Source organism: Bradyrhizobium sp. WSM4873 (assembly GCF_055811355.1).
In genome coordinates this window covers 49,961-65,246 of sequence record NZ_JBVVPS010000006.1, presented here as the reverse complement: position 1 = coordinate 65,246, position 15,286 = coordinate 49,961, and the positions used below count along the sequence as shown (strand labels likewise).

The 15,286-nt window shown below is 63.9% G+C and carries 11 protein-coding genes and 1 pseudogene; 11 read left to right on the top strand and 1 reads right to left on the bottom strand.

Features of this window, described 5'->3' with window-relative positions; translation table 11 throughout:
* The 9 genes and pseudogenes from AC0L21_RS11310 (at position 1) to mdoH (ending at position 10,616) form a co-directional block, all read left to right on the top strand.
* Positions 1-1,473 (top strand): DASS family sodium-coupled anion symporter, encoded by a 1,473-nt coding sequence (locus tag AC0L21_RS11310; protein ID WP_473261279.1) that lies wholly within the window; start codon positions 1-3, stop codon positions 1,471-1,473.
* 232 nt (positions 1,474-1,705) lie between these two features.
* On the top strand, positions 1,706-2,872 hold the full coding sequence (locus tag AC0L21_RS11305; protein WP_473261277.1) for a methionine ABC transporter ATP-binding protein: 1,167 nt from the start codon (positions 1,706-1,708) through the stop codon (positions 2,870-2,872).
* Entirely contained in the window at positions 2,862-3,527 is a 666-nt protein-coding gene (locus AC0L21_RS11300) for a methionine ABC transporter permease (RefSeq protein ID WP_106943594.1), read from the top strand. The genes AC0L21_RS11305 and AC0L21_RS11300 overlap by 11 nt, the downstream gene beginning before the upstream one ends.
* A gap of 360 nt (positions 3,528-3,887) precedes the next feature.
* Positions 3,888-4,358: pseudogene (locus AC0L21_RS11295) on the top strand (TonB-dependent siderophore receptor); the annotation flags it as partial.
* Positions 4,359-4,396: 38 nt separating this feature from the next.
* Complete coding sequence (locus AC0L21_RS11290; protein WP_473261275.1) at positions 4,397-4,531, top strand: hypothetical protein; 135 nt, start codon at positions 4,397-4,399, stop codon at positions 4,529-4,531.
* 3 nt (positions 4,532-4,534) lie between these two features.
* Positions 4,535-5,848: a siderophore utilization protein FsrB gene (gene fsrB, locus AC0L21_RS11285; protein WP_473261273.1), complete on the top strand. Its 1,314-nt coding sequence runs from the start codon at positions 4,535-4,537 to the stop codon at positions 5,846-5,848.
* A gap of 61 nt (positions 5,849-5,909) precedes the next feature.
* Positions 5,910-6,737 (top strand): hypothetical protein, encoded by an 828-nt coding sequence (locus AC0L21_RS11280; RefSeq protein WP_473261271.1) that lies wholly within the window; start codon positions 5,910-5,912, stop codon positions 6,735-6,737.
* A gap of 238 nt (positions 6,738-6,975) precedes the next feature.
* On the top strand, positions 6,976-8,484 hold the full coding sequence (locus AC0L21_RS11275) for a glucan biosynthesis protein G (RefSeq protein ID WP_473261644.1): 1,509 nt from the start codon (positions 6,976-6,978) through the stop codon (positions 8,482-8,484).
* Positions 8,472-10,616 carry a glucans biosynthesis glucosyltransferase MdoH gene (gene mdoH, locus AC0L21_RS11270; protein WP_473261269.1) on the top strand — a complete coding sequence of 715 codons (2,145 nt, stop codon included), beginning with the start codon at positions 8,472-8,474 and terminating at the stop codon, positions 10,614-10,616. The genes AC0L21_RS11275 and mdoH overlap by 13 nt, the downstream gene beginning before the upstream one ends.
* An 89-nt stretch (positions 10,617-10,705) precedes the next feature.
* On the opposite strand, the gene AC0L21_RS11265 is transcribed toward mdoH, so the two are convergent.
* Entirely contained in the window at positions 10,706-11,902 is a 1,197-nt protein-coding gene (locus tag AC0L21_RS11265; protein WP_473261267.1) for a M24 family metallopeptidase, read from the bottom strand.
* Between the two features lie 456 nt (positions 11,903-12,358).
* Here AC0L21_RS11265 and AC0L21_RS11260 point away from each other — a divergent pair, with 456 nt between their 5' ends.
* Entirely contained in the window at positions 12,359-13,378 is a 1,020-nt protein-coding gene (locus tag AC0L21_RS11260) for a TRAP transporter substrate-binding protein (protein WP_473261265.1), read from the top strand.
* A 15-nt stretch (positions 13,379-13,393) separates the two neighbouring features.
* Positions 13,394-15,283: a TRAP transporter large permease gene (locus AC0L21_RS11255; RefSeq protein WP_473261263.1), complete on the top strand. Its 1,890-nt coding sequence runs from the start codon at positions 13,394-13,396 to the stop codon at positions 15,281-15,283.
* The last annotated feature ends 3 nt before the right edge of the window (positions 15,284-15,286 follow it).

The following is a 15,286-nucleotide window of genomic DNA, read 5'->3' as shown; positions in this document are numbered from 1 at the left end:
ATGGCCGGTAGCTCGCAGGCGCCTGAGGCGAAAGGGTTTCGCTGGAAGCTGATCGCGCCGCTCGCGGTGTGGCTGGTGATCTATCTGTGGCCGGTGCCGGCGGGGCTCAACGTCAATCAGTGGCACTATTTTGCCGTCTTCGCGGCCGTCATCACCGGGCTCATCCTGGAATCGATGCCGGTCGGCGCGGTCGGCCTGATCGGGCTGACGGTTGCCGGCGTCGGCGGCTATATCGATCCCGATCCGACCAAGTCGCTGCGCTGGATGCTGGCGGGCTTTGCCGAGAGCACGGTCTGGCTGATCGTCGGCGCCTTCGTGTTCTCGATCGGCTATCGCAAGAGCCAGCTGGGCCGCCGCATTGCGCTCGTGCTGGTGCAAAAGCTCGGCACCAACACGCTCGGCCTCGGCTATGCGGTGGCGATGTCGGACTTCTTGCTGGCGCCGGCGACACCGTCCAACACCGCGCGCAGCGGCGGCATCGTCTATCCCATCATCAGCAACATCCCGCGCATCTACGGCTCCGAGCCGGGACCGACCGCCGGCAAGATCGGCACCTATGTGATGTGGACCGCGTTCGCGTCGACCGCCGTCACCAGCTCATTGTTTTTCACCGCGCTCGCGCCCAATGCGGCGGCGCTGGCCATCGCCAAGAAGACCGTCGGAATCGACGTCAGCTGGGCGCAGTGGTTCTTGGGCTTTGCGCCGCTCGGCCTTCTCCTGATGGTGCTGGTCCCGCTGCTCAGCTACGCGGTCTGCCGCCCCGAGGTGAAGAGCAGCCCGGAGATTTCCGAATGGGCATCGAAGGAGCTCGCGGAGATGGGCCCGATGTCGCGCAATGAGTGGATCATGCTGGCGCTGATCCTGCTTGCGATGTTTCTGTGGATCGCGGGCTCGAGCCCGGACATCCGCGTGCCGCTTCTGGGCTCGAATTTCGTCAACGCCACCACCGTCGTGTTCATCGTGATCTCGCTGATGCTGGTGACGGGCGTGATCGAGTTTGCCGACATCGTCGCCGAGAAGGGCGCCTGGGAGGTGTTCTTCTATTTCACCTCGCTGCTGACGCTGGCCTCGGGTCTTAACGAGATCGGCTTCATCAAATGGTTCGCCACCGAATATGCAAAGCCGCTCGCCGGGCTGTCGCCGTCGACCGCGATGCTCCTGCTGGTCGCGCTGTTCTTCTGGATCCACTATTTCTTCTCGAGCATCACCTCGCATGCCGCCGCCGTGCTGCCCGTGGTGCTCGCGGTCGGATCCGGCATCCCCAACCTGCCGGTCACGACGCTCGCCATGCTCTGCATGTATTCGCTCGGCCTGATGGGCGTGATCTCGCCTTACGCCACGGGGCCGGCGCCGATGTATTTCGGCAGCGGCTATATCGGCAAGGGTCAGTTCTGGGGTTTTGGGCTGATCTTCGGGGGGCTCTATTTCGCGGGGCTTCTGCTGATCGTGTGGCCCTGGTTGCGGGTCACCTGAGCCGGGCGGGAGGCCAACACCGCGGCAGATGAATTTTCTTCAGCGGGGAGACATTTGGAAAACTTCGTCCAACTCACCGCAGATATCTGACATTGCCAGAGAGACCTGAAAGGGCGATGGTGCCCGCTGCGGTGCAGCGCGCTCCAGCCGAGTCCTCCTCGCAGTTTCACTCTCCGTCGCTTGATGCGACCGGTTCCCGGATGCCCCCAGGGGGCAAGCGGAACTATTGTGCATGAAGGCCGCCTCCATGAACGTCCACCCGTCGCTCGCGATCGGACAGCCGATCGAAAAGCTTGACGCGATCTCACCTCCCGCGATTTCACTTGCCGCGACTGCGCCTGACGCGATGGTCCGCTTCGAAGGCATCTCGAAAACCTATCCGGCCTATCGCGGCAAGCCCGGCGTCAATGCCCTGCAAGACATCGACTTCGCGATCCCGCGCGGTTCGATCACCGGCATCATCGGTCGCTCCGGTGCCGGCAAATCGAGCCTGGTCCGGCTCATCAACGGCCTCGAGAGGCCGACCACGGGCCGTGTCGTCGTCGATAACAGAGACATCTCGGCGCTCGCAGGGCGCGACTTGCGGCTGGCGCAGCGCTCGATCGGCATGATCTTCCAGCACTTCAACCTGCTGTCCTCGCGCACCGCAGCCGCCAACATCGCGCTGCCGCTGGAGATCGCCGGCTGGGCCAAGGCCGATATCCGCGCGCGCGTGGCCGAGCTGCTTGCGCTGGTCGGCATCGCCGACAAGCACGACCGGTACCCGTCCGAACTCTCCGGCGGCCAGAAGCAGCGCGTCGGCATTGCTCGTGCGCTCGCGACGCGCCCAAGCGTGCTGCTGTCGGATGAGGCGACCTCGGCGCTCGATCCGCAGACCACGCGGGCGATCCTCGACCTGCTCGCGAACATCAACCGCGAGCTGGGCGTGACCATCGTGCTGATCACCCATGAGATGTCCGTGGTGCGCCAGCTCGCGGGGGATGTCGTGGTGCTCGATGCCGGCCACGTCGTCGAGAGCGGCCACGTCGCCGACATTTTCACCCACCCCAAGCATCCGATCACGCAGTCCTTCCTGGCCGAAGTGATCGGCGACAGCCTGCCGGTGTCGCTGGCGAGCCGGATCGTTTCGGAGCCGCCTGCGGGTGGACAGGCGGTGATCCGCGTCCATGTGCGCGGGGCAGGGGCCGGCGACACGCTGGTGGCGCGGCTGGCGCGCGAACTCGGCCTCGACGTGTCGCTGCTGTCGGCCCGCATCGACGAGATCGGCGGCCAGCACGTCGGCTCGCTGACGCTTGGTATCCCTCTCGGCATGCATGGCGGCGAAGACGCGACGACGCGCACGCTGGCCTGGCTCTCACAATATCAATTTCCCGCGGAGCGTCTCGGCTATGTCGCCTGAACTCATCAACCTGATCGTCCAGGCGACCGGCGAGAGCCTGTACATGGTCGGGCTCGCGGCGCTGATCGGCACCGCCTTCGGCCTGCCGCTCGGCGTCTTTCTCGCGACCAGCCGGAAGGGCGAGCTGTTCGCGGCGCCCGTCGTCAATCGTGTACTCGGCATCGTCGTCAACGCGACGCGGTCCACGCCTTTCATCATCCTCGTCGTCGCCATCATCCCGTTCACGCGGCTCGTGGCCGGCACCTCGATCGGCTCGACGGCGGCGATCGTGCCGTTGACGATCGCATCGGCTCCTTTCATCGCACGCCTGGTCGAGGCCGCGATCCGCGAGGTCGATGGCGGCCTGATCGAGACGGCGTCCTCGTTCGGAGCCTCGCCGATGCAGATCGTGCTCAAGGTGCTGATCCCCGAAGCGCTGCCGGGTCTTCTGCTGGCGCTGACGCTCGCGGTTGTCAGCCTGCTCGGCTATTCCGCCATGGTCGGTGCCGTCGGAGGCGGGGGCCTGGGCGATCTCGGCATCCGCTACGGCTATCAACGCTTCATGCCGGAGATGATGCTGGCCGTCGTCGTCGTGCTGATCGCCCTGGTGCAGCTCGTGCAGAGCGCCGGCGATTATCTCGCGCGCCGGGTCAATCGCCGGCTGCGACATCGCTGACGCGGTTTTAGACATTTCGAACAAGCAGGTTCTTGTCGGTCTGGAAACATTCCAAACTTCCAAACACGACTGAGCGCATTCGTCGCACGCCTTGCGCACGCGTCTGGAGAAATTCTAACGCAGTTCCTATCGCACTCCGAAATCGCCTGCGTTAGGGCGAGGCATCAAAAACGGTACCGGCGAAGCCGGCGGTGCGTGGGGCCTCGACAAACGTGACCGACTTCCAACTTGCTTCGCGTGCCGACACGCGTCGTCGACAGATGCAGGTGCTTTTCCTCGGAGCGGCTAGCACATTTGCTCTCTCCACTCCCTTCGGTGCCGTGGAGGCGCAGACACAGATCCCCGCCGTCACCGTCGAAGCCCCGGCTCAACATTGCCGAACAGACCGCTCAGGTGAAATCGCGTGGCCTCGAACTCGAAGGCTCGATGTCGCTCGCCGATGGCTGGAACCTGCGCGCGGCCTGTGCCTATGTCGATGCTGTGGTCACGCAGGATCCGGTGAATGTCGGCAAGGCGCCGGTCACGGTGCCGCTCAACCGCGCCTCGCTGTGGAACGATTACACGCTTCAGACCGGGCCGCTCGCCGGCCTGCAGTTCGGTGGCGGTCTCCGCTATGTCGGCGCGACCTGGGGCGATGACGCCAACACGTTCAAGGTGGGATCGTCGACCGTGCTGGACGCGCTGCTCGCCTACACCAGGGACAATTGGCGCCTGTCGCTGAACGTCACCAACCTCGCCGACACCCGCTATGTCGCCGCCTGCTACAGCCTGTCGGGCTGCTTCTACGCGGAGGGACGCAAGGCCATCGGCAAGCTGACGTATCGGTGGTGAGTTGGAATGACGACGATGAGGGTCCACGAGAGGTCGTCATGGCCGGGCTTGTCCCGGCCATCTACGATCTTTCACGCGGCACTAAGAACGTGGATGCCCGGGACAAGCCCGGGCATGACGTTGCGGAAGCTTCGGCACTCACACACTTTGCTCGTGTACTTGGCGAGATCTGAACGATGAGAGCGATATTCGGCAAGCTGCATCGCTGGGCGGGACTGCTGACGGCGGGATTCCTGTTCTTCTCCGGCATCACCGGGGCGATCATCTCCTGGGACCACGAGATCGACGAGGTCCTGAACAGCCATCTGTTCGACGTCAGCAGCAAGGGCCCGGCCATTCCCTCGATCGATCTCGCCAAGATGATCGAGCAGCGCGATCCCCGCGCGCGCGTGGTCTACCTCTTCATGACGCCGGAGGCGGGCCACTCGCTGTGGTTCTTCGTCATGCCCAGGATCGATCCCGCGACCGGCAAGCGCTACGCGCTCGACTACAATCAGATCTTCCTCGATCCCAACACCGGCGCCGAGCTCGGCCGCCGTTATTGGGGCGCGGTGTGGCCGGTGACGCGCGAAAACTTCGTCTCGTTCCTCTACAAGCTGCACTACACCATGCACATCCCGGAATTCTGGGGCAGCGACCGCTGGGGCATGCGCCTGCTCGGAATCATCGCGATCATCTGGACCGTCGATTGCTTCGTCGGCTTCTACCTGACGCTGCCCTCGCGCCGGCGTGCCAAGGCGGCGCGGGCGCCCCAAGTCACGCGCCAGCTCGAACGCGGCTTCTGGGCGCGCTGGGCGCCGGCGTGGACCATCAAGACCTCGGGCAGCGCCTACCGGATCAATTTCGACATCCATCGCGCTTTCAGCCTGTGGACCTGGGCTGTGCTATTCATCATCGCCTTCACGGCGTTCTCGCTGAATCTCTATTTCGAGGTGTTCTCGCCGCTGATGAAGGTGGTGTCGAACTACACGCCGACACCCTATGAGCAACGGCCGTATCGCGATCTCGACGACCCCATCGAGCCCAAGGTCAGCTTCGCCGACATCGCCGCGCGCGCGGCGGCCGACGGCAAGGGGCGAGGGTGGCCTGTCCCGGTCGGCTCGGTCAATTACGGCCCGGCCCATGGTGTCTATGCCGCCGCGTTCTTCCATCCCGGCGATGATCACGGCGCCGGCGGGGTCGGCCCGGCGCAGCTCTATTACGACAGCGAGGACGGCCGTCCGATCGGCGAACGGTTGCCCTGGGTCGGCACCGCCGCCGATATCTTCGTGCAGGCGCAATTCCCATTGCATTCGGGCCGCATCGTGGGACTGTTCGGCCGCATCCTGATCTCGATCATGGGGCTGGTGGTGGCGGCACTCTCGGTCACCGGAATCGTGATCTGGTGGCGCAAGCGCCGGGCCCGTGTCCGCGTGCGGGAGACGGCGGCGATGCGGCTGAACCGGCAGCAACTGACGCCGGCGAAGCAGGGCGCGGCCCCTCGCGGATGAACCTTCCCGGCCGGCACCGGCACAAAGACTGGAGATCAGACCCAGCCCTGTCGGAAATCACATGAGATCGCTCGCCTTGCTCTGCCTGCTCGCCTTGGCTACGCCCGCTTATGCGGCGACGCTCGAGCAGCACTATCTCGACCTGCGCGATCGCTACATCGCAAAGTTCGCGAAGGCTCCGGAAAACGACGAGACCAGCAAGCAGCACGATGCGGCGCTCAAGGAGCTGACGACTGTGTTGCGCGGTCTGGTGGGCCCCGTCGCGATCAAGGGACTGTCCTCAGACGGCAACTCGAACGCGGACACGCTGTTCAAGGGCGACTCCGGCTTCGGCCATCTCGACGGCCTCGGCTTCGCGTCCGAAGGCGACAAGATGCAGGCCATCGTGACCACCACCGCGTTGCTCAAGCACTGGCTCCGCGAGCACCGCGAGGACGGCATGCCGCAGGAGATCGGCGCGGCATTCAAGTCGGACCGCTTCTACTATCAAGCGATCCAGGACTCCGCCTTCGCCAAATACGCCGAGCTGCCGATCACGAAGCCCGCGGGAGCGAGCGCGGCGGTTGCTGTACTGGGCGTGCGCGGCAACGGTGACCTGAAGGGGCCTCCGCATGAAATCGACGTCGTCGCGATCCAGGGCGAGAAGGTCTTCTTTCTCGCCGCAAGCGATGCGGTGAAGACGGGTGAGATCCCGGCTTGCGAGAAGGTCTGGAAGCAGATGATGGCCAAACCCATCGATAAGAAGGACCCCCGCGGCGACATCACGCGCGAAGACAACGCGATGGACGCCTACACCAAGTGCTTCGCCAAGGAAGCGCCAAGCCAGAGTTGGTTCGCGGCAGCCGTCAAGAAGGCGCAGAGCCAGCTGGAGCTGCTGCCGCTGCGCTAGAGCGATTATCCAGTTGCCTTCGGGGCCGCAGCGTGGCGCGGGGCGCCATCGCTCGAGAATGCGCAATCGGAAATTGCAGCTCGTCCTGCAGATGCAACCGAGGCCCGAGCAGTGCGAAATCGCCCCAAGCCGCATCGACGAGATCGTCGGCAACATCATCCTCGGATTTGGCGAGGTCCGTGGAACTCGTCCGCGACGAGGGGGTTGCATTGCGGTTGAAACCAAGCGGGTAGCACAGTTGAATCGCCGGCAATTCCTGGAAGCCTCGGCATTGACGCCATTGGCGACATTGCTACCTGGCGCAGTCTCTGCGGGATCAGCGGCGGAGTTGCCGTTTGGTCCCTCTTATGTCCGCGACCTTGCCCGCAATTTGGCGAGTAAGCCCTTTGCGCCGCCAGAGGAAAAGGTCCCGGACGCGCTTAGTGATCTCACCTACGATCAGTACCGGTCAATTCGCTTTCTGCCGGAGCGCGCAATTTGGCGCAACGAGAAGCTGCCCTTCGAGGTCCAGTTTTTCCACCGCGGCTTTTTCTATAAGAACAGGGTCGACATCTACGAGGTCTCCGGCGGACGAGCCGTACCGATCAGGTACCGGCGCGACGATTTTGCGTTCGGCGACAATATCGGCCAGGTACCGGACGCCGATCTCGGATTTGCCGGCTTTCGCATTCACGCCCCGATCAATCGCCCCGACTATTACGACGAGGTTTGCGCGTTTCTCGGCGCCAGCTACTTCCGTGCGGTCGCCAAAGGCGAGACCTATGGCCTGTCCGCGCGCGGTCTGTCGATCGATACCGGTGAGAGCAAGGGGGAGGAATTTCCGTTCTTCAAGGCCTTCTGGCTGGAGAAGCCCGCGCCGGGGGCCACATCTGTCGTGGTCCATGCGCTGCTTGACAGCAAGAGCGCTACGGCAAGCTATCGCTTCACGATCAGGCCGGGCGCTTCGACGGTCTTCGACGTGGAGATGTCGCTCTATCCGCGGATCGAGCTGCAACATGCCGGCTTGGCGCCCATGACGAGCATGTTCTTTTTCGGTCCGAACGACCGACACGATGTCGACGATTTCCGCCCTGCCGTGCACGACTCCGATGGGCTCGCAATGTTCAATGGAAAGGGCGAGCAACTCTGGCGTCCTCTCAACAATCCACACGATCTGCAGGCCAGCACATTCAATGATCTCAATCCTCGCGGCTTCGGCCTGATGCAGCGGGAACGAAACTTCTTTGCCTACGAGGACATTGAATCGCGCTTTGAGCGTCGCCCGAGCCTCTGGGTCGAACCGATCGGAGATTGGGGAGAGGGCAGTGTGGTCCTCTTTGAGATCCCGACCAAGGAGGAAGTTCACGACAACATCGCCGCCTTCTGGCGCTCGAAAACAGCTCTCCAGGCCAAGAGCGAAAACAACTACACCTATCGTCTGCACTGGGGTCCGGACGCGCCGAAGCCCAATTCACTGGCCCGGTTCACCCGCACAGGCGTTGGCGCGCGGGGCGACGACAGCAAATTGTTCGTGCTCGAGCTCCTAGGTGACAAGCTGAAGGAGGTCGATCCTGACAAGGTGAGGGGCGCCGTCAGCGCCGACAAATCCGAGATCAAGAACGTCGTCACACAGCCGAACCCGGAAACCGGCGGCTGGCGCCTGAGTTTTCAATGCGCCGTGAAGGATGCGCCTATCGAGTTGAGGGCGGTCTTGATGCAGGGCGATCAACCCATCTCCGAAGTCTGGGTTTACCGATGGGCGCCCTGACGTCATCGCCTGCGCTTTCGCCTGAGCTCGGCATTCGGTATCTTCCCGACGAAACGCCTCTCCCGATGCCGCCCTGTCGATTGGACGGGACAAATCGTGCCTATCCGGCGCGACTGCGGACCACCCCTGCCGTTGCAGCGCGGCGCCTGTTCATTCTTGGCGGAACGGTCGCGATTACCGCTGCGGGCGCTGTTGAGATGTACGACGTTCTCAAGGTTGGTGGCGTCACGGTCCTCGAAGGCATGGTGTTCGGGCTGTTTCTTGTGCTGCTCGCCTGGATCGCGTTTTCGTTCGTGTCTTCAGTCGCCGGTTTTCTTGTGCTCCTGCGGGGCCGACCGGATGTGCTGCCAATTAACAGCCACGGTCCGCTGCCCGGGATCACCGGCCGAACGGCGATGCTTTTGCCGACCTATAACGAGGATCAGCACCATCTCATGGCGCGACTCCGCGCCATGTACGAGTCGGTCGGCGAAACGGGACAGGCCGCGTTGTTCGATTGGTTTCTGCTCAGTGACACGACAGATCCGGACATCTGGATTGCCGAGGAGCTTGCGTTTCTGGAACTGCAGAGCAACTGCGGTTCGGGCCATCTCTACTATCGTCACCGATCCGACAACACCGCCCGAAAGTCCGGCAACATCGCCGAATGGGTGAGGCGGTTCGGTGGCGCCTACGACTACATGATCATTCTCGACGCGGACAGTCTGATGAGCGGAGAGACCATCGTTCGGCTGGTGGGCGCGATGGAGACGAATCTGCAGGCCGCGCTGATTCAGACGCTTCCGATCGTCGTCAATGCGCGAACCCTGATCAGCCGGCTTCAGCAGTTCTCGGGTCGTTTGTACGGCCCGCTGATCGCGGCCGGGAACGCCTGGTGGCACGCCTCTGAGGGCAACTACTGGGGACATAATGCCATCATCCGGGTACAGGCTTTTGCGCAAGAGGCGGGCTTGCCCGAATTGCGCGGGAGAAAGCCTTTTGGTGGCCATATCCTCAGCCACGATTTTGTCGAAGCCGCTCTGATGCGGCGGGCGGGGTGGGGGATTTTCATGGCTCCAGGTCTCGGCGGGAGTTTCGAGGAGGTGCCACCGTCGCTGCTGGATTTCGCGGCGCGTGACCGCCGCTGGTGTCAGGGCAATCTCCAGCACCTTGCCGTTCTGCCGGCGCGAGGCCTGCACTGGGTCTCCAGGCTTCACCTGTTGACTGGGATCGGCTCCTATCTCACCGCGCCCCTGTGGCTGCTGTTTCTATTGCTCGGAATCCTGATCTCCTTGCAGGCCTATTTCGTCAAGCCGGAGTACTTTCCCAAGGGCTTCTCGTTGTTTCCAACGTGGCCCGCACAGGACCCCGTGCTCGCGGCCTGGGTCTTTGCCGCGACAATGGGGCTGCTCATCGTGCCCAAATTGCTGGCCTACCTCGTTCTGCTCACCAGGCGTGCGGAACGGCAGGCATTCGGCGGCGGATTTCGCGTGCTGCTGGCGGTCGTCGCCGAGAGCCTGCTTGCCGCCTTGATCGCCCCATCCATGATGATCTTTCAATCCACCGCCGTGGCGGAGATCCTGCTGGGGCGTGATGCGGGCTGGCAAGTGCAACGGCGAAGCGATGGCAGGATCACGCGCGATGAAGTCTATCGCAAGTTCACGGTGCCGACCCTCTGCGGTCTGGCCATGGCGGCAAGCGCCTACGCCGTGTCGCTTCCGCTGCTGCTCTGGATGTCACCGGTGATCATCGGCCTGGTTTGCGCCATTCCGATCGGTCTCCTCACGTCGACGGCGCCGCGAATGGCGCACCTGTTTGCGACCCCCGAGGACAATCGCGCGCCGGCACTGCTGCAGCGGGCGAGAGAGCTTGCCAGTCAGGATCGGATCCAGGCACGCGCGGCTCTGATTGAACTTAGACAGAACCCCGCGTTGCTCGGACCGCACATGCAGTCACTCCAAACGCCGCCTCGCAAATCGGGCCAGATCGACATAGATCTCGCGATCGGCCGGGCCAAGATCGAGCAGAGCGACGATTTCGAGGAAGTCGTCTCCAGCCTCAGCGCGCGCGAGACCCTTGCCGTGCTGAAGCACCGACACGCGCTCGAGCAAGTCATGCGAATGCCGCGAGCTACCGCTTCCGCGGAAGGCTAGGTCATCGCGGTGGAGGTGAGGGCGTTGACGATCCGGTGGTGCTCGGGCAGAGGGCGAATGTTGCTTTAAGCGCCACGGGTGGTGCCGGCCTACAGCGCACTGCCCCCCAAATTCCACCCGCGACCACCCTCGCCAAAGATCTCATACCCCGTCGCCGTCACCGCGACCGTATCCTCGAGCTTGATGAATCCGCGTTTCGGATGCTTCATCGTGGTCTCGATCGACACCACCATGCCTGTTTCGAGCGGCAGGCGGGCGTCGGTGTCGTCGTAGGGGATCGGGCCCTTGGCGGTCAGGCGAGGGGCCTCGTGGCTGACGAGGCCCATGCCATGGGCCAAAAACTCCGTGCAGTCGCGCTGGCTGATCTTTGCGAGCTGCCGCTCGGCCGCGACGTAGATGTCGCCGCCCATGGCGCCGGGCCGGACCGCGGCGAAGGCAGCGCGCTGGACTGCCTCGATCTCGGCCAGACAGTCCTTCAGCTCGGCATCGGGATCGCCGAGCACGGCCATGCGCGCGAGGTCGCCGATATAGCCGTGATAATTGCCGCCGGAGTCGAGCGACAGCACCTCACCTTGCTCCCAGCGCTGCGCCGACGGCGCCCGGTTGTGGCTGCTGCCGCAGGCCAGCAGGCAGTATTCGAAGGTCAGCCCGCGATTGGCTTCGGCGATCCGCAAGGCGTCCGACAATTGCTGCTTGGTCGTGCCCGGCCCGTGCCCGACGATCACCGCCAGCATCGAGGCGATCACCAGTTCGGACGCCGTCTTGAGTTTCGCCAGCTCGTCCACCGACTTCACCGCCCGCAGCCGTTCCAGCACCAGCAGCGCGTCCTTGAGCTCGGCACCGGGCAGGGCGTCACTGAGCGCCCGACCCGCATCCATCGGCAGGAACGCCATCTCGACCCCGACCCGCTTCAGGGGCACGCCGGCGCCGCAGATCAGGCTTACGGCCCGCGTGCTGGCGTCGACCGAGCCGTTGGACTCGGTCCGGACCTGCGCTACCCATGGCGGCACAACAGCGCGCTGGTGGGTCTCCAGCCGGTGCCCGACATAGACCGCGTGCTCCGGTGCGCCCTTGGGATAGACCAGAACGGGCAGATAGCGGCTGACGCCCAGCGCATCCATGTAATCGAAGAAGATCGCGCGCTCGGCACCGAGCAGGTACTGCACATTGTGCTTGGAGGTCGCGACCAGGACGTCGAGGCCGGCAGCCTCCATCAGGCGGTCGAGCTTGGCGGCATCGAATGGAATGGCGCGCGAGCGGTCTGCGCGGGCGACGTTCTCCTGCATGACGAACCTCCCATGGTGACGTGAGCATCAACCGCTGCGTCGGTTTGCCCGGGCTTGCTTGGCACCAAGTGTGAGCCGAGAGAGGGGTTCTGGGTAGCTGCGGAATGATCTGGCCTGATCTGTAAAGCCATATCCATGATTCGCATAAGGTATATTATGGAATATATTTATATACAATCAGATCAAATATTTAGCTGGAATTCCTCTCACTGCACCTTCGTTCCTCGTTCTTTTCCGGTCCGGCCGTGGCACGTCGCCCCAGCTTTTGACGGCTACTGTGCATGGGGTTGTTTTCGCGTTTTTGAATCCGACCCATACCTCCGAAAGCCGATATTGCCGCGACGATGTCCGGCTGCAATAAGCGAAGCTTCGCGAGATCGCAGATGACCTTCTGACTTTCCGTCCGTATAGGTTTGCATCTCAGAACAACAACAAACTTTCCGAGGAAGCAGACCCATGAGCTTTTCCCGCCGCACGCTTCTCAAGGCCTCCGCCGCGACCGCGGTCCTGGGCGGCCTCAGTGCGCCCCATGTGGCCCGCGCCCAGAGCGCCGAGTTCACCTACAAATACGCCAACAACCTGCCGGACACCCATCCGCTGAATGTGCGCGCCAAGGAGATGGCGGCGGCGATCAAGGCCGAGACCGGCGGCAAGTTCGACCTCCAGATCTTCCCGAATAACCAGCTCGGGTCTGACACAGACATGCTGAGCCAGATCCGGTCCGGCGGCGTCGAATTCTTCACGCTGTCCGGCCTGATCCTGTCGACCCTGGTACCGGCGGCGTCCATCAACGGCATCGGCTTCGCGTTCCCGGACTACGGCACGGTCTGGAAGGCCATGGACGGCGATCTCGGCGCCTTTGTCCGCGGCGAGATCAAGAAGGCCGGGCTCGAGGTCATGGACAAGATCTGGGACAACGGCTTCCGCCAGACCACGTCGTCGAGCAAGCCGATCACCGGCCCGGACGATCTCAAGGGCTTCAAGATCCGCGTGCCGGTGTCGCCGCTGTGGACCTCGATGTTCAAGGCGTTCGATGCGGCGCCCGCCTCGATCAATTTCGCCGAGGTCTATTCCGCGCTGCAGACCAGGATCGTCGAGGGCCAGGAAAACCCGCTGGCGATCATCTCGACCGCCAAGCTCTACGAGGTGCAGAAATACTGCTCGCTGACCAACCACATGTGGGACGGCTTCTGGTTCCTGGCCAACCGCAAAGCGTGGAGCAGCCTGCCCGAGGATGTGCGCACCATCGTCGCCAAGAACATCAATGCCGCAGCGATCAAGGAACGCGAGGACACCGCCAAGCTCAATGCCAATCTCCAGCAGGAACTCGCGGGCAAGGGCCTGACCTTCAACCAGCCAACCGTCGCGCCGTTCCGCGACAAGCTGCGGTCCGCCGGCTTCTATGCCGAGTGGAAGGGCAAATATGGCGACCAGGCCTGGGACCTGCTCGAAAAAGCCGTCGGCAAGCTGTCGTAACGCGTTGGAGCCGTCATGGCTCATATCGAGGTCGACGTGAGCGGAGTGGCGGGCGAGGCGGCTGTGCAGTCCCCTCGCCGACCTTCGTTGCTGGCCTCGACGGAGCACGCACTCGGCCTCCTCGTCGAAATCCCGGCGGCCATTTTGGTGGTCGCCGAGATCGCGATCCTGTTTGCCGGCGTGGTCGCGCGCTACGGCCTGCACCGGCCGTTGATCTGGTCGGACGAGCTCGCCTCGATCCTGTTCCTGTGGCTTGCCATGCTCGGCGCGGCGGTCGCGTTCCGCCGCTCCGAGCACATGCGCATGACTGCGGTCGTCGGCAGCGCAAAGCCGGCCACGCGGGCCTGGCTCGATCTCGTCGCGACCTGCGCGGCGCTGGCCTTCCTGGCGCTGATCGTCTGGCCGTCCTGGGACTACGCCTACGAGGAAAGCTTCATCACCACGCCGGCGCTGCAGATCTCCAATATGTGGCGCGCCGCGGCGCTGCCGGCCGGCATCTGCCTGATGGCGGTGTTCGCGCTGTTGCGGCTGCTGCGCGCAGCCGATTACCGCATGATGCTGACGGCCGTGGTGTCCGTTGCCGTCGTCGTCGGCTTGTTCTGGCTGGCGCAGCCATATCTGCGGCCGCTTGGCAACCTCAACCTCGTCATCTTCTTCGTGGGCGTCGCCGGCTTCTGCGTCTTTGCCGGCGTTCCCATCGCGTTCGGCTTCGGGCTCGCCATCTTCGGCTATCTGGCACTGACCACGCGCACGCCGGTCATGGTGCTGGTCGGACGGATGGACGAGGGCATGAGCCATCTCATTTTGCTCTCGGTGCCGCTGTTCGTATTTTTGGGGCTCCTGATTGAAATGACCGGCATGGCACGGGCCATGGTGGCGTTCCTGGCGAGCCTGCTCGGCCATGTCCGCGGCGGGCTGCATTACGTTCTTGTCGGCGCCATGTACCTGGTCTCCGGCATCTCAGGCGCCAAGGCGGCCGACATGGCGGCGGTCGCGCCCGTGCTGTTCCCGGAGATGAAGCAGCGCGGCGCCAAGCCCGGCGATCTCGTCGCGCTTCTTGCGGCCACCGGCGCGCAGACCGAAACCATTCCGCCGAGCCTCGTGCTGATCACGATCGGATCGGTCACCGGCGTCTCGATCGCCGCGCTGTTCACCGGCGGCCTCCTGCCCGGCGTGGTGCTCGCGATCACGCTGTGCATGCTGGTGTGGTGGCGCTACCGCCACGAGGACATGAGCCATGTCCGACGCGCCACAGGCGGCGAGATCGGCAAGACCTTCGTCATCGCCCTGCCCGCGCTCGCGCTGCCCTTCGTGATCCGCTACGCCGTGGTCGAAGGCATCGCGACCGCCACCGAAGTCTCCACCATCGGCATCGTCTATGGCGCCCTGGTCGGCCTCCTCGTCTACCGCCGCTTCGACTGGCGGCGGCTGTTCCCGATGCTGGTCGAGACCGCTGCGCTGTCGGGCGCGATCCTGCTGATCATCGGCACGGCCACCGGCATGGCCTGGGGCCTGACGCAATCAGGCTTCTCGCGCTCACTGGCGTCCGCCATGACCGGATTGCCGGGCGGCGCGGCGACCTTCATCGCCGTCTCGATCCTGGCCTTCACCGTCCTCGGCAGCGTGCTGGAGGGCATTCCGGCGATCGTGCTGTTCGGGCCGCTGTTGTTTCCGATCGCGCGTGCGGTCGGCGTGCACGAGGTGCACTATGCCATGGTGATCATTCTCGCGATGGGTATCGGGCTATTCGCCCCACCCTTCGGGGTCGGCTATTATGCCGCCTGCGCCATCGGACGCGTCGATCCGGCCGAAGGCATCAGGCCGATCTGGGGCTATCTGCTGGCGCTGCTGGTAGGATTGATCGTCGTCGCCGTCTTTCCGTGGATCTCGATCGGATTCCTGTAGGCC